General features: G+C 56.7%; 13 protein-coding genes. 8 read left to right on the top strand and 5 right to left on the bottom strand.

Translation table 11 applies throughout. From position 1 onward, the window contains the following. Window positions 1-190: 190 nt before the first annotated feature. Window positions 191-2,128 carry a ribosomal protection-like ABC-F family protein gene (abc-f, locus tag ASU33_RS07430; protein ID WP_059069780.1) on the bottom strand — a complete coding sequence of 646 codons (1,938 nt, stop codon included), beginning with the start codon at window positions 2,126-2,128 and terminating at the stop codon, window positions 191-193. On the opposite strand from abc-f, the gene ASU33_RS07425 reads away from it, so the two are divergent. The 3 genes from ASU33_RS07425 (at window position 2,118) to ASU33_RS07420 (ending at window position 4,452) form a co-directional block, all read left to right on the top strand. Further along, window positions 2,118-2,726 carry a hypothetical protein gene (locus ASU33_RS07425; RefSeq protein WP_149867096.1) on the top strand — a complete coding sequence of 203 codons (609 nt, stop codon included), beginning with the start codon at window positions 2,118-2,120 and terminating at the stop codon, window positions 2,724-2,726. The genes abc-f and ASU33_RS07425 overlap by 11 nt on opposite strands. Before the next feature lie 27 nt (window positions 2,727-2,753). Further along, a complete protein-coding gene (locus ASU33_RS21225) occupies window positions 2,754-3,056 on the top strand; it encodes a hypothetical protein (protein WP_149867095.1) in 303 nt (100 codons plus the stop codon). A gap of 196 nt (window positions 3,057-3,252) precedes the next feature. Next, window positions 3,253-4,452 (top strand): serine hydrolase domain-containing protein, encoded by a 1,200-nt coding sequence (locus tag ASU33_RS07420; RefSeq protein WP_059069776.1) that lies wholly within the window; start codon window positions 3,253-3,255, stop codon window positions 4,450-4,452. A 164-nt stretch (window positions 4,453-4,616) separates the two neighbouring features. Here the strand turns inward: ASU33_RS07420 and ASU33_RS07415 are convergent, their stop codons facing one another. After that, a complete protein-coding gene (locus ASU33_RS07415) occupies window positions 4,617-4,955 on the bottom strand; it encodes a hypothetical protein (protein WP_059069774.1) in 339 nt (112 codons plus the stop codon). A gap of 456 nt (window positions 4,956-5,411) precedes the next feature. Between ASU33_RS07415 and ASU33_RS07410 the strand changes: the two genes are divergently transcribed. Continuing rightward, complete coding sequence (locus tag ASU33_RS07410; protein ID WP_286130432.1) at window positions 5,412-6,920, top strand: S8 family serine peptidase; 1,509 nt, start codon at window positions 5,412-5,414, stop codon at window positions 6,918-6,920. Window positions 6,921-7,197: 277 nt separating this feature from the next. Continuing rightward, complete coding sequence (locus tag ASU33_RS07405; protein ID WP_149867094.1) at window positions 7,198-8,718, top strand: ABC transporter permease family protein; 1,521 nt, start codon at window positions 7,198-7,200, stop codon at window positions 8,716-8,718. A 94-nt stretch (window positions 8,719-8,812) separates the two neighbouring features. Here the strand turns inward: ASU33_RS07405 and ASU33_RS07400 are convergent, their stop codons facing one another. Continuing rightward, complete coding sequence (locus tag ASU33_RS07400) at window positions 8,813-9,121, bottom strand: hypothetical protein (RefSeq protein ID WP_149867093.1); 309 nt, start codon at window positions 9,119-9,121, stop codon at window positions 8,813-8,815. Between the two features lie 282 nt (window positions 9,122-9,403). Here ASU33_RS07400 and ASU33_RS07395 point away from each other — a divergent pair, with 282 nt between their 5' ends. Then, complete coding sequence (locus ASU33_RS07395) at window positions 9,404-10,501, top strand: PAS domain-containing sensor histidine kinase (protein WP_059069767.1); 1,098 nt, start codon at window positions 9,404-9,406, stop codon at window positions 10,499-10,501. 80 nt (window positions 10,502-10,581) lie between these two features. Here ASU33_RS07395 and ASU33_RS07390 read toward each other — a convergent pair whose 3' ends face one another. Continuing rightward, window positions 10,582-11,343 carry an acyl-CoA desaturase gene (locus ASU33_RS07390; RefSeq protein ID WP_059069765.1) on the bottom strand — a complete coding sequence of 254 codons (762 nt, stop codon included), beginning with the start codon at window positions 11,341-11,343 and terminating at the stop codon, window positions 10,582-10,584. Window positions 11,344-11,912: 569 nt separating this feature from the next. Between ASU33_RS07390 and ASU33_RS07385 the strand changes: the two genes are divergently transcribed. Beyond that, window positions 11,913-14,672, top strand: a complete 2,760-nt coding sequence (locus tag ASU33_RS07385; RefSeq protein WP_059069763.1) for a S8 family peptidase — start codon at window positions 11,913-11,915, stop codon at window positions 14,670-14,672. A gap of 117 nt (window positions 14,673-14,789) precedes the next feature. Here the strand turns inward: ASU33_RS07385 and ASU33_RS07380 are convergent, their stop codons facing one another. Beyond that, window positions 14,790-16,976 carry a hypothetical protein gene (locus ASU33_RS07380; protein WP_059069760.1) on the bottom strand — a complete coding sequence of 729 codons (2,187 nt, stop codon included), beginning with the start codon at window positions 16,974-16,976 and terminating at the stop codon, window positions 14,790-14,792. Between the two features lie 123 nt (window positions 16,977-17,099). On the opposite strand from ASU33_RS07380, the gene ASU33_RS07375 reads away from it, so the two are divergent. Further along, entirely contained in the window at window positions 17,100-17,690 is a 591-nt protein-coding gene (locus tag ASU33_RS07375) for a DUF1572 family protein (RefSeq protein ID WP_059069758.1), read from the top strand. Window positions 17,691-17,693 lie beyond the last annotated feature (3 nt).

Here is a 17,693-nt window from a genome sequence, read left to right as displayed (position 1 = left end):
TAGGGGTGGTTGACCTTGACGCTTGAACGACCTTTATATCTAGTCTGTAACTCTAGCTTTTCAACCACCCCTAGCCCCTCCTCATCTGAGGAGGGGAACTAGCTTCTTAGCCCTAGCTTAAAGGATTAGATACAAAAAAGAAGGAGCCAGCACCTAGGCGCTGGCTCCCTCCTTCCTAGCTTTAGCCGTCTTACAGCTTACCTTCTAGGTCTTCAACTTTTTCGGCCAACTCGCTCCACTGGTCGTTTACTTTGCCCAGTTCCTTCTTCACCTGCTCAAACTTCACCGTGGCGTCTTTCAGCTGCGCGGCGTTGTTGTAGATGTTGGGGTCGGCGAGCTGCTTTTCGTAGCCGGCCAGCTCATGCTCCAGCTTGCTTACGCGGGCTTCCACCTCTTGTAGCTGCTTGCTTACCTGCTTCAACTCGCGCTGAGCAGTTTCGCGCTCCGACTGGCTAAGCTCTTTCTTCACCTCCACCGGCTTGGCCTTGGGGGCAGCCGGGGCACTTAGGCCAAGCTTCTTGGCCTCCTTGGCGCGCTCCTCCTGCCACTGCTCGTATTCGTGGTAGGTGCCGGGGTATTCCTTCAGCTGGTAATCCTCGATGTACCAGATTTTGGTGGCCACGTTCTCCACGAAGTAACGGTCGTGGCTGATGACCAGGAAAGTGCCCTCGAACTGCTCCAACGCCTGAATCAGGATGCCCACCGACTGCATATCCAGGTGGTTGGTGGGTTCGTCGAGCAGCAGGAAGTTAGCTTCCGAAATCAGCGTTTTGGCCAGGGCCACGCGGCTTTTTTCGCCCCCGCTAAGTACCTTGATCTTCTTGAAAACCGAGTCGCCGGTGAACAGGAACGAGCCCAGCACCGAGCGCAATTCCATTTCGGTGCGCTTGGAACCGGCCTGCACCATCTCCTGCAGCACCTCGTTGTCCACGTTCAGGCTTTCCAGCTGGTGCTGGGCGTAAAAGGCCATAATCACGTTGTGACCCAGCTGGTGCGTGCCCGAGGTTGGCCCCTCCGAGCCCGACACCATGCGCATCAGCGTCGATTTACCCTTGCCGTTGGCCCCAATCAGCGCAATTTTGTCGCCACGCTCGATGTGCACGTTGGTATCGCGGAAGATCAGCTTCTCGCCGTACTTCTTCGTGACGTGCTCCATGCGCAGGATGTGGCGGCCGGGCTGCACCGAGAAGCGGAACGAGAAGTTCACTTTGGCTGCCTCGGGCGCTACCGAGTCGATGCGCTCCATTTTGTCGAGCATCTTTTGGCGGCTCTGGGCTTGCTTAGCCTTGGACGCCTTGGCCTTAAAACGCTCGATAAAGCGCTCGGCCTGCCGGATAGCGGCCTGCTGGTTGTCGAATGCCCCTTGTTGAATCTCGTCGCGCAGAGCTTTTTCCTCCATATAGAAAGAATAGTTGCCCGCGTAAGGCACCAGCTTGCCGCCCGTAACTTCCACCGTCATGTTGGTGGTGTTGTCGAGGAATTCGCGGTCGTGCGACACGATGATAACCGCGCCTTCGTAGTCGGCCAGGTAATTCTCAATCCACTTAATGGAGGGCAAGTCCAAGTGGTTGGTTGGTTCGTCGAGCAGCAGCAGCGAGGGTTCCTGCAAAAGGATCTTAGCCAACATCACGCGCATGCGCCAGCCACCCGAAAACAGCTTCAGCGGCTTCTGCAGCTCCTCGGTGGTAAAGCCCAGGCCTTCCAGAATCTCTTCGGTGCGGGCCTGCATGGTGTAGCCACCTAGGGCCTCGAAACGCTCCTGCAAGGCAGCCAGCTTATCCACGAGGTCGTCGGTGTAGTTGTTTTCAAATTCCAGCAGCACCTCGTCGATCTTCTTCTGCAGACCTAGGGCTTCTTCGAACGCTTGCATAGCCACTACCAGAATGGGCTCGTGCGAGTCGTAGCTAAGCAAATCCTGGTTCAGGAAGCCCAGCGTTACGTCTTTGCTCATCGAGATGGAGCCGCCATCGGGGCGGTACTCCCCCACCAATAGGCGCAGCAGCGTTGATTTGCCCTGGCCGTTCAGCCCGATAAGGCCGATTTTGTCTTTGGGCTTGATGTGCAGGTTGGCACCGTCGTAAAGCGTACGGGCACCAAAGTGAAAGTCGAGGTCGGAGATGGAAATCATGGAAGTACCTTGCAGCGCAGGAACTGCAAAGGTACGGCGTTTGGCTATTACCTTAGGCTTACCTCACTTAAGCAGCCAACTTCGAACTATCAATACTCAGCAAAAAATGGATGTATTTGAACGAAAATTTGACCTTTTAGAAAATGCTAGCAATTTTATAGAAGAGTCAATTTATGATGTTGAGAGAGCTAGAGACAAGCCTAATAAATGGCCCTTCGCAATTCTTCATCTTATACAAGGACTAGAACTATTAATCAAACACTTACTAGCATCTCATCACAAAATTTTAGTGTATGAAAATATTGACAACCCCAAAAACACTGTATCATTACAACAAGGATTAGATAGATTAATTGCACTTGATTCTGTCAATATTGATATTAAAGAAAAACAAATCATAATCAGAGCAATAAAATTTCGTAATAATATAGTTCACTACGAATACAATTTAAATGAAAAACAAGCAGAGTCTATATATTGCAAATTATTCGAATTTATTCATTTCTTCTACAGAAAGCACATTAATTCTGATTTACAGAACATAATTGATCAAGAACTATGGTATCTTGAAGCTGAGCTTTTAAGTAAATTTAATTAACAATTTGTTATATATCATGGTGAAGAAATGGATAGAAAGCATCCATCATCAATAATAGAAGCTCAGTTCTTAAACGGATACAAAATAGAAAGCAAAGAATTTAATCGCATTCCTTTCGGTGAAGAAGAAATTTTTATATCCGGTGCTTTAATCCCTAAGGATACATGTGGAGATTGTGGGGTAAAGGAAGGTATGTATCACACCTTTAGATGTGACCAAGAACAATGTCCCAAGTGTGGTTGGCAAGTTTTGACCTGTGAATGTGACATAGAAGAAAATATTGAAATAGTAGAAGCTACAGATTTAAAAGAAGCATCGTCTGAAACTTAGTTCTGTCGCCTCTCCTCATCAAAACGACCAACGCGTTTGAATAGAATGGTCTCCAAATCGCGCGCCGCTAACAGCGGCAGTGGGGCCGAGTTTCACGTCATGACTGGTCACGAGTTACGTTGCGCTAAACTCGCGCCAGCTTCGGGGAAACGCTGTGATAATCGCTACATTCATTGGCCTCCTCAATAACCGTATTATGAATGTGTTATCCCGACTATTGCTCATTACTCTACTGCTAAGTGCCTGCAACTCTTCGGGGCACATTACCCGGCTTAACGGCTCGCGCATTCGCACTACCGAGCTAACCCAGCGCATCCAGCAGGTAGTTGATTCGGCTCGGGTGGCGGGGCTGGCAGTAGCTGTGTTTAACGATGGTCGGGCGGTATACCAACAGGCGTTTGGGGTACGAAACGCCGAAACCGGAGAGCCGCTGCGCTTCGACACGGAGTTTTACGGGGCCTCGCTCAGCAAAGCCGTTTTTGCGGTGCTCGTGCTCAAGTTGGTGGAAGAAGGCCAGCTTAGCCTCGACGAACCCCTGCAGAAGTACCTACCCCGGCCCATATACGAGTACAAGCCCCGCACCCGCTGGCACGACGATTACAGCGCGTTACGCCACGATACGCTTTACCAACGCATTACGGCTCGAATGTGCCTCAGCCACACCACGGGCATGGCTAACTGGCGCTGGGATGAGCCCGACGAGCAACTACGGGTACACCGGCAACCGGGCGCCCGCTACAGCTATTCGGGCGAGGGCCTGGTGTACCTGCAAGTGGTGCTCGAGCACAAGCTGGGCCGCTCATTGGAGGAGCTGATGCAAGAGAAGGTATTTGGCCCCCTAGGTATGAGCACCTCCAGCTACCAGTGGCAACCGCGTTTTGAGGCGCATTACTGCCACGGCCACGATGCGGCCGGCAAGGTGCTACCCAAAGACAAGGACAACGAACCCCGCAGCGCCAGCACCCTCGAAACCACACCTGCCGACTATACCCGGTTTCTCGAAGCCGTGCTGCAACGGCGCTTGCTGCGGCCGGAATCCTGGGCCGAGCTGCTACGCCCCCAAATTACCATTCATTCGGTGCAGCAAATGGGGCCGCTGGCTCGCCGCGATACCACCGCTTACGACCACTTACAGCTGGCCTACGGGTTGGGTTGGGGCTTGCTGCACTCCCCGCATGGGGTTGGCGCCTTTAAGGAAGGCCACGGCGATGGGTTTCAGCACTACTCCATTCTGTTTCCTGAGCGCGGCATTGGGGTGTTACTGATGAGCAACAGCGACAATGCCGAAAGTGCCTTCCGCAGCCTACTGCGGCTTACCATTGCCGATGAGTTTACCCCTACTGCGTGGCAAGGCTACACACCCTACTACCTGGCTCGCCCGGGTGCTGCGCGTTAGGCCAAGCCGCACCTGACGCCAGATTGATAGCCCCTAGCCTTACTCTTTAAGAGTTTAGCCCATTAGCAGGATTGTGCTACTGCTGTAAAAACCACGAAAGGCCGCGTTCCTCACCGGAGGAACGCGGCCTTTTTACTTACTATCCAGGTATGCTAGGCAACTAGCTACTCGTTTGGTTGCCCGTCGGTAGGCACTGGCCGGGGGCCGCTGCCGTAGCGCGGGTCATCATCGGCCCAAGCTTCGCGCTGCTCGTCGTACGAACTGTCTTGGGCAGCCCGCACGGCTTCGGGGTTTTGGTTTTGCTCCGCGTGGCCGGGTTGCTGAGCAGGGTCGGCCTGGCGGCTTTCGCGGGAGTAATCTTCGGTGGGCGACGAGCCGGACTTGCGGAATTCGCTGAACTCATCGGGGTTATCGTTCGAGCCGTCGTTTACGCGGGCGTCAGTACCGGGCTTGCGTGGAGCTTCGTCGTTGGGCTGGTGCGGGAAGTTGGGTGTGGTAGGCATAAGGCCGGAGGTTGGTAATGAATAGGGTTCCAGAGCGCCCGCGGGGCGGGCCACGCTACTGGCAGTTCCTTATACGGTCAATTGACGAGCTGGTCGATAGCTTGGCCCCTATTGTCGCTCTGCCGCGGTGTAGAAAGCGCGCTGTTACGACTGGTCTGCACGTTGGCTTTGGCTACCCAACCTGCTTACTGCTGATGTTTCATTTTATGTATCAGCAACATAACCTTAATTGGGCAATTGTATTTTAACAAAAGGCCCATAATAAGCCCGACAGGAATAAGCCTTAACAATACCGTCGATTCATGCTCAGCGGCTACATCGGTCTTCAAATCGTTAAAAGAGATGAGCTACTATATAGTAAAACATTATTGTGATTTTATAACTAGTTGATTGTACTGTTTTGATATAATTAGACAAATGCCTCACTTGGGGTATACAAACTCCAAGCCTCTGAGCATGAAAAACAACCTATTCAACTTCACTGCTATTTCTTCGGCCTTCCTAGGTCTGCTGTTTACCGTTGGTTGCAACAAGCAGGATGTAAATCCCGCCAGCTCCACTGCAGCCGAACAAGTCAATAACGCTTCTGCAGCTTCGGGCTCGGCCGCATTTGTACGGCGGGCCCATCAATACATCATCATCTCAGCAACCGATAAGCTGCCCGCCGACCTGGAAAGCAAGACGACTTCGGCTAACGGCCAGCTCACGGCGCAGCTCAACGAAATAGGGTTGGCAACGGCTACTTCATCCGACCCCGATTTTGCCAGCAAAGCCTCCAAAATAGCGGGCGTACGCTCCGTTATCCACGATTTCAGTTACCAAGGCTACAACCCCCAACCGCGTACGCTCGATGCCGACGCGGCCACCGCTGCCGCAGCTGGCGGCGCTGCCCTAGGTAGCACCAATCCCTTTTACGCATTGCAGTGGGGTTTCGAGGCCCTGCAGGTGCCACAGGCCTGGAGCAAAGGAGCCCGTGGCCAAAACGTGCGCGTGGCCGTGCTCGATGGCGGCTTCGACCTGGAGCACCCCGATTTGAAAGCCAACATTGTGGCTAGCCGCTCGTTTGTGCCTACCGAACCCGCGCAGTTCATGGGAATGGCCTTCAGCCACGGTACCCATACGGCTGGCACCGTTGCCGCCCTCGATAACAACCTAGGGGTGGTGGGCGTAGCCCCCGAAGCCAAGCTGATACTGGTGAAAGTACTGAACGACAACGGGTCAGGCTCCTTCTCCTGGATGATCAATGGCATCTACTATGCGGTGGCGCAGCAGGCCGATGTAATTAACCTGAGCCTGGGGGCGGCCATTCCGCACAACAACCGCTACCTCGACGACAACGGCACGCCCGATAACCCCGCCGACGACGTGCTCGTGAACGAAACCCGCGAAATTCAGGAACTGCTGGTTGCTATTGGCAAAGCCACTACCTACGCCCGCCAACAAGGCGTAACGGTAATTGCTGCTGCCGGCAACGATGCCAACAACGGCAACAAAGACGGCAACCTCGTAAACATACCTGCTACCTCGCCCGGCGTTATATCCATTTCGGCCACAGGGCCTATGGGCTGGGCCAACACCCCCGGCACCAGCCTCGACCGGGTAGCCTCTTACACCAACTACGGTACGGCCGATGTTTCCTTTGCGGCCCCGGGCGGCGACTTTGCCTACCCCACCAACGAGCTGGTGAACTTCCGCGGATTCCGCTCGAATGTATGGGCGTTTGACATGGTACTGAGCACCAACCGCGCCGGCGGGTACACCTGGTCGGCTGGCACGAGCATGGCGGCCCCGCATGCGGCAGGCGTTGCGGCCCTCATCATCGGTCAGCACGGCGGGCAATTGGCTCCGGCGCAGGTAGAGGCTGCTCTTCGGGCCTCCGCCGACGACCTAGGCAAACCCGGCCGCGACCCATACTACGGCTACGGCCGCCTGAATGCTTTGCGAGCCGTATCGCAGGTGCAGTAGGCTTTAAGAAGTACTTGCCTGCACAAAAAGGGGTGCCCACGTCTGCTTGCGGATGTGGGCACCCCTTTTCGCGTGTGGCGGTGCTACCCCGGCGGCTAGCGTGGGTTGCTGCACGAATAATGATGGGCTTCAAGGATATCCCCTCAACATTGTTGGATATTTGTAGACGCACTCAATGCCCTACAGCATTAGCCAAGCGCCATTTCGGTTTTCTATATCCCCAGTGCCGCAAGTGGTTGGTTTGGCTTTCCCAGAATCTCAAGTACTCCCGCTCGGAATGTCGGAACCAAGCCTTTCTGCTAATCCTAGTTCTATTTCAGAGGCACCCGCTGCCAAAACTGCCTCACTTTGGCAGCAATTCTTGCGCTCGGCGCATTGGCTGCTGCTCCTCCCGTTACTGCTCGACCTAGGATACTCTTACGTTCAGCATCTCAACGTACCGCACGATGGCGACATGGTTGCTCACGTGCTGCCGCGGCCTTGGTACACGTTAATCCTGGATGATCCGCTGGGGCTCAAGGTTCTGTTGCAAAATCAGTATTACAGCAGCCCCAACCGATACTTTGCTTTCGCAACGCTCTACCAGTACATGCACAATGTGCCGCTCTGGCTGCAAGCGTTTGTAGATCCTATTTACAGCACCTACATGGCCTGTGCCATTGCGAAGACAATCATTCAGGCGGCACTGATAAGCTTACTCGCCTATTATGCTGGCGAGCGGGTTTCGTTATCGGCAAAAGTATTTCTGATAGCGGCCTTGTTGGCCACGCCCTTCTTCCAAACGGCAGGGTTTCACGAGGAAATAGGCATTATCGATCGGTCTATCACTTACACTATCTTCTACGCCTTGCCGTTAGCACTGTTGCTGGTATACTTTCTGCCTTTTTACCGGCGCTTTTTTGCACAAGCGCAGAAACAAGTGTCAGTTATATGGCACATTATTCTGCCAGCATTTGCAGTGGTATTGGCTCTGAACGGACCGCTCATTCCGGCGGTGGCCGGCCTGATGAGTGGCGCCATGCTGTTGTATTTGTGGCAACGCAACTACAGCCAACGCAGCAACTCTTCCGAAACGTTTGTTATCAAGGCCTGGAGCGCAATCAGAAATTTACCCTGGGGTGTAACTGCGCAATTTTGTTTCTTGATTCTGGTTTGTGCCTATTCACTGTACATCGGCACGCACAATTCGGAGAATATAACTACTTACACCTTAGCTCAACGGTACGAGAAGCTTTGGTTGGGCATTCCGATAATGCTGGGCGGCTCTTGGGCTTTTCCGCTGCTTTTTTTCGCTACGTTGTTTAATGTGGCTGTAGTAGCGTTTGGCTTCAAGGATGAAAAGGCCAAAGCGCTGCGCAAAACAGCCCTGTGGCTGCTGGCACTTGCTGCCTTGTATTTAGCCCTGCTGCCGCTGGGCGGCTACCGGGATGTTCGCCCGTACATTTTGAGACGGGATACTATTATTCCCGTCACGCTGTGCTTTATTTATTTATTCTCTACAACAAGTATTTATCTACTCTCCCGTTTTGCAAACGGTTATAAATACGCATACATAGCAGCCTTAGCAGCATTGGTGTGGTTTTATTCTGCCACCGACCGCTCCAACCTACGCGAGAATAACTGCGAAGTAGCGGCGTTGCAAACAATTGCCCAATCAAAGGAAAAGGTGGTGCATCTCGAATCCGATTGCTCCATTATGAACTGGGGAACCATCACCGATTCGAAATACTCCGAGGAGCAAGGCAAAATGCTTCACTACTGGCGCATCACGAAGGAAGAAAAACGGTTTTATCATTAACACAAAACGGGGCAATGCTGCCCCGTTTTGTGTTAATGGCGAAAGCGAAGATCCAGCTATGCATTTGGGTTATTACAGCTCGTGCTGCCTGCGCCTAGGCTAAATTAATCCAGCTTGGGCTGATTGGCATGCCGGCGGGGTCGGCACGAACCACGGTGGTTTCGGCGGTGGTAGTGCCATCGGCGTTGCGGTAGTACACCATGTATTCGGGTGCGGCGCTCGGCTCGAGCACGGCCTGATCCAGGTAAGGACTGCAGGCGTTTTGGGCTACGCACTGCCACTGCTGGTTGCGGCAGCGGCGGTAAACGTAGGCGTAGCTGCCGGGGCTGGTATCGAAATCGAGACGACGCCCGGCAGGCACTAGGTGCAAGTGTAGGTGATTGGCAGTAACTGGTTGTAACACGGCAAATGGTGCCTAGAAAGGACAGATGAGGAATGTGTACCGATCGGTCGATTGTCCGATTATTTGCCCTTTAACGGAGCAGCCTTGCCTATTGATCCTGGATTAATACGGGTTTAGCCATAGGGCAATTGCTGATTTTGGGTTGCCTTCTCTACGTACCCGCACTGTGGCACAGCAGTAGTAACACCAAGGCCCTAGGGATTTGTGGGCGACAGAGCAGGCGGTTTTGCACAACTAAATGCACAGCACGGTGGTACACTACTACTCATTGTACCCGATCCTATGGTCGATTTTGAGCTACTATTTGGGCCGCTCATTGAGAGTAGCCAAGCCATTTACTTCTTGTACGATATTGCTTCGCGACGCGTGTTGTACGTGAGCCCTACCTACGAGCGTATCCTAGGTGGTAATGTGGAGTACGTGAACGAAGAGCTACCCCAGCTCAAAGCCTGCATGCACCCCGACGACTTGGAGTTCTTGGCCGATAAGCTCGCCCGCGCGCTCAGCGGCGAGCTTATTGAGGATGTGGAATTACGGCTCAAACACCCCGACGGAAGCCGACAATGGCTATGCCTCACCCTTATGCGCGTTAATGGCCCCAACAACGAAACGTACCTCAGCGGCACCGCGCACGACATCACGCGCACCAAGCAGTACATGGATAATGCCCACAAGTACAACGCCAAAAAGAACGCTACGCTCGAAATTCTGTCGCACGACCTGGCGGGCCCGCTGGTGGTAGCGCAACAGCTAGCCGAGCACATTGCTCAGCAATCCTTGGCGTACCAAGATGCTTCCCTGAACGAGCTGGTTCGGCTACTGCACGAAACCTGCAAGGATAGCGTCGATCTAATTCGGGATTTTGTGGATCAGGAGTTTATGGAGTCCGCCAACGTAGTGCTGAAGCGCGAACGATTGGATATGGTAGCGTGGGCGCACACCTTAGTGGAAGAATACCAACGCTCGGCGCAAAAACTGGACAAACACTTCCATTTTGTTGCCCCCAACGAGCCCATTTACGTCAACTGCGACAAGAACAAGTTTGAGCAGGTACTCAACAACCTAATTTCCAATGCCATCAAGTTTACGCACGATGGCGGCAACATCACCATTAAGGTAGAGCCCTTACCAGCAGGCGTGGGCATCAGCGTACTAGATGACGGCATTGGCATACCGGAGGCGCTGCAGCCGGTGTTGTTTGATAAGTTTACGAAAGCGCGGCGCCCAGGCCTGCGCGGCGAGAAAACCACCGGCCTAGGTATGTCGGTTATTAAAACGATTGTAGGCCTGCACAACGGTCATATCACCTTTGAGAGCGTGGAAAGCAAAGGTTCCTCCTTCCGGATCGAGCTGCCAGTTTTGGCTTCTTTACCTGATTAGGACTAGCTACCCTGCAAACGCAAGCGGGCTGCCACCTGGGAGAGGTGGCAGCCCGCTTTGCTTACGAATTGCATCTGCAATTAGGCCGCTACTGGTACAGTACTGTGGCCTTCTTTGCGCTTGATGCGCACAATCCGAAGCTTATCCAATGTCCAGATGACGGGGTAAGTGGGGTCGAGTTCCCACCACTTTACGCCGAAGTTGACGCGCATGGGCAGCTTGTGGTGGTTGTTCTGGAATAGCTCGCCGCCGGTGAGGAAGTCGAAGAACAAGGAGTTGCGCGACTTGTCGTGGTTATCAAAGTTCTGGTAGCCGTACTTGTGCCCGCCCCAGTTGACGATGGCGCCGTGTACGGCCCCCATGGCAAAGTGCACGGGTAGCAGCAGGTACTGCCACCACGCCGTGGCAAACGCCACGTAGAACCCCACGTACAGCGCGCCCCAACCCACGCGCGTGTACCACTTGTTGCCAAACTCTTCGAGGGCTACCCACTCGGGGTAGTCACCGCTTGCAAACCGGCGCGCGTTGGGGTGTTCGTCCTTCAGCACCTCCTGGTAAACAGTGCGCGTTTTCCACATCATCCCGAAGGCATTGGTGGAGTTGTGCGGCGAATGCGGGTCTTTGTCGGTATCGGAGTAGGCGTGGTGCATGCGGTGCAGCAGCGCGTACCCCCGCGGCGACATAAAGCTTGAGCCCTGTACCAGGAATGTAAAGACAAAGAAAAACCGCTCCCACAGCGGGTGCATGCTAAACATGCGGTGCGCGGCGTAGCGGTGCTGAAAGAACGACTGCGCAAACAGTGACAGGTACCAGTGCGCAAAAAAAGCGGCCCAAATAATCATTATCCCAAGCGGTAAGAGGTGCGTGTATGCAGGCCCTAAAAGAAACCTGGGCACCTCTGGGGAGGAAGTCCGCTTGCTTCGGTTCGGTTGCTGCTTTCGAAACTTACGCAACAACCCCGACATTGGACTTGGCGTTGCCCCGCCGGGCATGGCTTGGCGGTAGTTGTTAAACGAACTAGCCATCCTTTTGGTGCAAGGATTTGCCGTTGGCTAGCCGAGACTGCCGCTAATGCATACGCAGGCTATAGCCTGGGTAACTTTTTTGAGCTTGAGGCTGCGGGGTTTCGATAGCTTGACAGGCCTGAAAAGCTAACTTTCAGGTATTGGTTAAACACTGTAGCCGCACTGGGCAATTGCATGATTTAATGAATTATACTATTTAAATTCGAGCTTAAGTCCTATAGAACTGATTAATAATCTTCGCAAGAAAACACTATCAATTATGAGGCGTGCATAATATTCGCCTGCGATTATTATTCATTTTTCAATAAATATTCTTCAATGGTGTAAAAACCGTTACGGCAGGCTTGTTCGTACATGTGGGCACAACCCTTACCTCACAGTACTCTATGAAGAAAACTTTACTCGGTGTGTTGCTCTGGATGGGCAGCACCGGGGCTGCTTCCGCACAAGCCTACCTCGACACACACCTGAAGCCTCTTCTCTCCAATCCGCTTGATCTGCATCAGGTGGTGGTGACTTTTAAGGGCAACTCGGCCCCTACCCTGGCCAACAAGCTCTCGTTGCAGCAGCTGGGCATTTTGCAGGGCGTAACCATGCGCGCGCTGCCGGTGGCGGGTGTGCTGGCCACCAGCTCGCAAATCAACCGCTTGGCGCAGGATCCCAACGTGGCATCTATTTACCTGAACCGCTCGCTGGTGCGCGACAACGACGGTGCCACCGCCCTGACGGGTGCGCAACGCGCCCGCCTCGAGCCTTTGTTTACGCAGCGCAACGGCGGTTTGCCGGTGTCGGGCAAGGGCATTGGCGTGGTAGTGAACGACTCGGGTATTGATGGCACGCACCCCGACCACACCCTAGGTAAAAACCTGAAGCAGAACGTACTGGGCACCACCAACCTAAATACCCAAAACGCACTGCTGCCCATTACCTACCTCGAAAACGTGCCCAATACCGACCAAACCGGTGGCCACGGCACGCACGTAGCCGGTATTGTGGGGGCCACGGGTGCGGCCTCCAACGGCAAGCACGCCGGCGTAGCGCCCGGTGCCGACCTGATCGGCTACGGAACGGGCGCGGGCTTGTTTATTCTGGATGTGGTAGGCGCCTTCGACTACGCGCTGGTCAATCAGTTCCAGTACAACATCCGCGTTATCACCAACTCCTTCGGCACCACCTCCGACATTGCCACCGAGCCGAACCCGAACGACCCGATTACCATTGCCACCAAGCGCTGCGTCGACCGCAACATTGTGGTGGTGTTTTCGGCGGGCAACTCGGGGGCGGGCTCGGGCACCATTACGGGCAACTACAAAAAGGCCCCGTGGGTAATTACGGTAGCCAACTCCGACAAAGCGGGTGTGCTGGCGCCCTCGTCGTCGCGCGGCCGTAAGGGCGTGGGCGGCACGGTAACCATCGATGGCCAAACCTTTCCGTGGCGCGACGAGCCGACTGTAACTGCCCCCGGCACCGATATCGTGTCGACGCGCGCGGTGTCGCCCATTGGGCTGCTAAGCAGCCAGCAGGACGTTGAAAACTTGGAGCCAGCCCACGTACCCTTCTACACGCACCTGACCGGCACGTCCATGTCGGCACCGCATGTAGCTGGTATTGTGGCCCTGATGCTGGACGCTAACCCCAACCTGACGCCGGCCGAGGTGAAGAGCATTTTGGAGCAAACCGCTACCAACCTGCCCAACCGCGAGTCGTGGGAAATAGGCCACGGCATGGCCAACGCCTACGCCGCCGTCGACCGCGCCTTCCGAGCTGCCGGTTACGGCCCCACGGTAAACGCCAAGCGCACCTTCAACAGCAGTGTGAACTCGGCCGTTTCGAACGCGCCGTTCACCATTAATTTCAACCCGGCTACCACGGCCACCAACAGCCAAACGTTTGCGGTACCGGCCGGCACCTCGTCGTTGGAGGTCAGCTGCAAAGTAACTGGCCTGCTGGGCGAAACCGGCAACCCGGTAAACCTGGTGCTGCTGTCGCCGAGCGGTAAGCGTTACGCATCGGGCATTTCGGTGCTGTTTGCCACCAGCCCCGGCCGTGCAGTAGCCGTAGCAAGCCCCGAGGCCGGCACCTGGACGGTGCGCCTCGATGGCCTGCAGGGCGCTGCCCTACCCGAAACCGTTTCGGGCACCATTGCCCTGAACAAAGCCCTAGGTTCGACGGGCTTGGGCGACGCTGCGGGCCACCCGGCCGAAGCCTCCATTCAGCTGGCCATCAGCAAACGCCTGATGGATGGCCTGAGCAACGGCTTTAAGCCCGACCAAGACCTCAGCCGCATTCAGCTGGCCGATTACCTGCTGATGGGCCAGGCCGTGCGCCAGTACCTGCCCGTAAGCGGCACCAACTCGTTTGGCGACGTATCGGGGGCGCAGGCGCTGTTGGCCGAATCGGTAACGGCCCGCGGTGCGGCGCTGCGCGACCGATACCACGTGCAAAACGGCGTGATGCAGCCGGTTTCGGCCGGTGTATTTGCTCCGAACGCCGCCGTTACGCGGGCTAGCCTGGCGTACTCGCTGGTGCAAAGCCTAGGGCTGCAAAACAAAGCGCAGCAAGCCACCGGCCCCGTTACGGTGGAGGTAAACGGCCAGCGCATTGCCATTGACGATGCGGCACAGATTCCGGCCGGCCTAGAGGGCTACGTGCAAGTAGCTCTGGATATGAACCTCATCAACGCCTACTACAGCGTGATGCAAGGCCCCTACGACTTACAGCCCACGCTGCACGCCACTTTCAAGCCGCAGCAAAAAGTAAAGCGGGCCGATTTTGCCGTAATCGTAACGCGCACCCACGATCAGTGGACCTCTGCCCCCGTGGATGCTGCTGCCAGCACCGCCTCGGCCACCGCTGCTAGTACCGTAACGGAAACTGCTCCGCCCATTGATGCGCCGGTATACGCTGCTCCCAACCCCTTCGCACAGCGCACGGTATTCACCTACCAGTTGGCCGAAGCCGCACCCGTACGGCTGGAGGTATATGACGTGATGGGCCGCAAGGTTGAAACCGTAGTGAATGCCCAGCAGAGCGCCGGCTTCCATCAGCACACCTTCGATGGCGCCAAGCTGCCTGCCGGTACGTACCTCTACAAGCTCTCGACGGGCGCCAAAACCCAGAGCGGCCGCCTTATCCTGACGCGCTAAGCACCATTGCTTCGCCTACTGCAACGGCCCGGAACGCGTGTTCCGGGCCGTTGTTTTTTCTGCCTGATGCTTGCGCCCTAGGTCCTGCCAGCGCCTGTACCGCTGGGCACCAAAGCGCTACAGCTCGCTGATTTCTTCGGCCATTTTGCTGGGCACGCCTACGCTGTTGAGCAGGCCACTGTTCATGCCCTGCAGCCACACCGAAAACACACCGTAGTGCAGGTTGCGGTCGGAGCGAATTTTGCCGGGCTCCAGCGGCTTGCCTTTGCTGCGCGGGTTGTCGTCGCGCACTACCAGTACGTTGCTCGCCTTCGACACCACTTTGGTCAGCAGCTTCTGCCGGTCGGGGCCACCGCCGCGCCGGCTCAGCAAATCCACTTTCAGGTTGGAGTAGCGGGCCCATACGGTGCCGGTTACCTCGCGGCGGTTTACTAGCAGCGTGGCCCGCAGCCCGTGCAGCTGCCCCCGCTCGAAGCGGGCAAAGCGCGTAGGCTCGGTAACGGGGTTGAGCAGCGCAAAAGGCGTGGGGCCAAAGGTGCCCTCCACGCGGTGCGTTCCGTTGGCATCGAGCAGCGGCACCCAGGCCTTGGCTTGCAGGCGGCACTTGCCTCCTAGGTAGGCTGTGGCTTGCAGCACGGCGGGGCGAGCGGCACTCATGCGCTTGGGGTCGTTGCTGATGTTGGTGCCTACCCCGTTGAGGCGCGTAATGGTAAAATGCCCCGGCCGCAACGCCCGCTTGCCCGTGAAGGTGAAACGCATATCGAAATTGCGCACGCGCAGCGTACGCACATCGAGCCGAAACGGCAGCTTGCCCACGTTTTCGGGCGTTACCACCGAGAGATTGGGGTTGATGGGGTGTTTGGAGTTGCTGATGATGTGCAGGCGCGGGTTGCGCAGCTCTAACTCCCGCATCAGCACGGCCTTTCGTCGTTCCAGAGCTCCGAAGTCGAGCCCGGTTACGCGCAGCTCGGGCAGCCGGAACGTGACGTGCGAGGCCTGGTGCCCTTTGCCGCGGGCCAAGGCTTCGGGACCCATGTTCGGCTGAATCAGCAAGCCCGTAATGCGCAGTTGCCGCCCGCGGGTACTCAGCCCTAGGTGCTCGGTGCGCACGCGGTAGTAAGGAGCATCGATGCGAAGCTGGGTGGGGCCGGTGCGTACCTGCCAGTCGCGGGCGTACAGCACCCGCTGGGCATCCTTGGCAGCAATTGAGTCGATGCGGATGTTGGTGCCCACAATGTTGAGGTCGCGCACTTCTGGCATCATGGATACGCGCGTTACGCGCAGCTGGCCTTGCCCTAGGTGCACATGGCCTACTTGCACGCGCTGCAGGTAAGGAGCCAGCATTTTGTGCAGCGGCGGGGGCGGTGTTGCGGGAGCGGCCAACTGCAGGCGCATAGCCACAACGCGCAGCGAATCGGCCTGCAGCACGCGGCGCGGCAGCAACCTGGGTTGCAGGCCGCTCAGCCGCACCTGCGGCAACCACAGATCGGCCTTGGTACTGCCTGGCTTGGCCTGCTTATCAGCCACGGGCACCACACGCAACGAATCGAGCTGAAGCTGCCGGCTGCGGCTGCTGAAGCGCGCCGCCCCCAAGCGCACGTGGTGGCCGGGCACCTGCGCCTCGAGCCCGGTGGCATTCATCTCGAAGGCCGACGCATACCCTAGGCGGGTTGAGTCGGAAGCACCGCCGCGGCTTATCAGGATATCCTGCGCCACGAGGTTGCCTTGCCGCAACTGGGAGCGTTGCCCCTGCAGGCCCGAGGCTGCGCGCACATCGCGCAGCGCAAAATGCCCGATGCGAATACCCGGTATGCGTTTGGGCAATTGCTCGTGCAGGGGTTTGGTGCCGGCGGGGTTGGTGGGTGTGCTGAGTACCTGCGCCCGCACGGTTTCAATCAGCACGGTATCCACGGCTACCAGCTCGCCCTTCAGCAACGCGCCTAAGCTTACGCCACCCACGCGCACGTGGTCGACGGTGAGCAGCAGCCACAGCGCGGGCTGGCCGGCTGCCTGCTTGTGCTTGGGCCAACCAGCGGGCCGCACCCACACGTTGCGCAGCGTGAGCGAGCCTTGCCGCAAGCTGGTGCGCAGCGCCCCAATGCGCAACTCATATTGCCCGTTGGTTTTGCGGGCTACCTGCTCCTGCAGCGTACGTTGCAGCCAGGGGTCGAGCAGGCGCAAACCTAGGGCTGCCAGCCCCACCAGCAGCAGCACCGCGCCGCCCACCCACCACAGCCAACGCCGCGGCCGGCGCGGCGGGGCGCTGGCCGCAACTTCGGGTTGGGTAGTCGGAACGTTAGGCATTGCTGATGGGGCTAGTTGGCCAGTGCGTAAACGAAAAACCCGTTGCCGTGGCCGATGTTGGGCCGCAATGCCGGGCGGCCGTTTACCTTAGCAGCACCATCTCCCACCCTATTGCCCCTGCTTATGTCAGCTCCCGATGCGTTGGCGGCCGGCCTGCTGGCCACCGTTCGCCATGGCTTTCAGCAATACAAAGCACTTGCCGATAAGGCCCTGGCCCAGCTCACGCCCGAGCAATGGCTGTGGCGCCCAGGGCCCGAGTCGAACAGCGCGGCCGTGCTGGTGCAGCACCTCGTGGGCAATCTTCGCTCGCGCTTTACCGACTTCTGGACTACCGACGGCGAAAAGCCCGACCGCCACCGCGACCAAGAATTTGAGGAGCCGACCTCGCCCGCGGCCGTAGCGCGGTTGCAGCAGCAGTGGCAGCAAGCGTGGCCCGTGCTCTGGGCTGTGCTCGACCACCTCGAGCAGCACCCCGCCGATTGGCTGCGCACCGTATACATCAGGCAAGAGCCTTACACCGCCCTAGGTGCGCTGCAGCGGCAAATAACCCATTATGCCTACCACACCGGCCAGCTGGTTCAACTCGCCAAGCACCTTCGCGGCGAGGAGTGGCAAACCCTCAGCATTCCGCGCGGCCAGAGCGAGCAGTTTAATGCTGCCATGCGCCAGCAAGCCAATCCCGGCCTTAACCTTCAGAGCCCTTCGGCAGTTTAAGCG

The organism is Solirubrum puertoriconensis (genome assembly GCF_001483135.1).
Taxonomy (GTDB): domain Bacteria; phylum Bacteroidota; class Bacteroidia; order Cytophagales; family Hymenobacteraceae; genus Solirubrum; species Solirubrum puertoriconensis.
The sequence above is the reverse complement of the archived record's forward strand: the minus strand, read 5'-3'. Positions and strand labels throughout refer to the sequence as shown.

Coding starts and splice junctions, on each gene's coding strand:
- ASU33_RS07425 (WP_149867096.1), top strand. CDS start 2,118: ATGGAAATCATGGAAGTACCTTGCAGCGCAGGAACTGCAAAGGTACGG.
- ASU33_RS07395 (WP_059069767.1), top strand. CDS start 9,404: ATGGTCGATTTTGAGCTACTATTTGGGCCGCTCATTGAGAGTAGCCAA.
- ASU33_RS07375 (WP_059069758.1), top strand. CDS start 17,100: ATGTCAGCTCCCGATGCGTTGGCGGCCGGCCTGCTGGCCACCGTTCGC.
- ASU33_RS07405 (WP_149867094.1), top strand. CDS start 7,198: ATGTCGGAACCAAGCCTTTCTGCTAATCCTAGTTCTATTTCAGAGGCA.
- ASU33_RS07410 (WP_286130432.1), top strand. CDS start 5,412: ATGAAAAACAACCTATTCAACTTCACTGCTATTTCTTCGGCCTTCCTA.
- ASU33_RS07380 (WP_059069760.1), bottom strand. CDS start 16,976: ATGCCTAACGTTCCGACTACCCAACCCGAAGTTGCGGCCAGCGCCCCG.
- ASU33_RS07385 (WP_059069763.1), top strand. CDS start 11,913: ATGAAGAAAACTTTACTCGGTGTGTTGCTCTGGATGGGCAGCACCGGG.
- ASU33_RS21225 (WP_149867095.1), top strand. CDS start 2,754: ATGGATAGAAAGCATCCATCATCAATAATAGAAGCTCAGTTCTTAAAC.
- ASU33_RS07415 (WP_059069774.1), bottom strand. CDS start 4,955: ATGCCTACCACACCCAACTTCCCGCACCAGCCCAACGACGAAGCTCCA.
- abc-f (WP_059069780.1), bottom strand. CDS start 2,128: ATGATTTCCATCTCCGACCTCGACTTTCACTTTGGTGCCCGTACGCTT.
- ASU33_RS07420 (WP_059069776.1), top strand. CDS start 3,253: ATGAATGTGTTATCCCGACTATTGCTCATTACTCTACTGCTAAGTGCC.
- ASU33_RS07390 (WP_059069765.1), bottom strand. CDS start 11,343: ATGATTATTTGGGCCGCTTTTTTTGCGCACTGGTACCTGTCACTGTTT.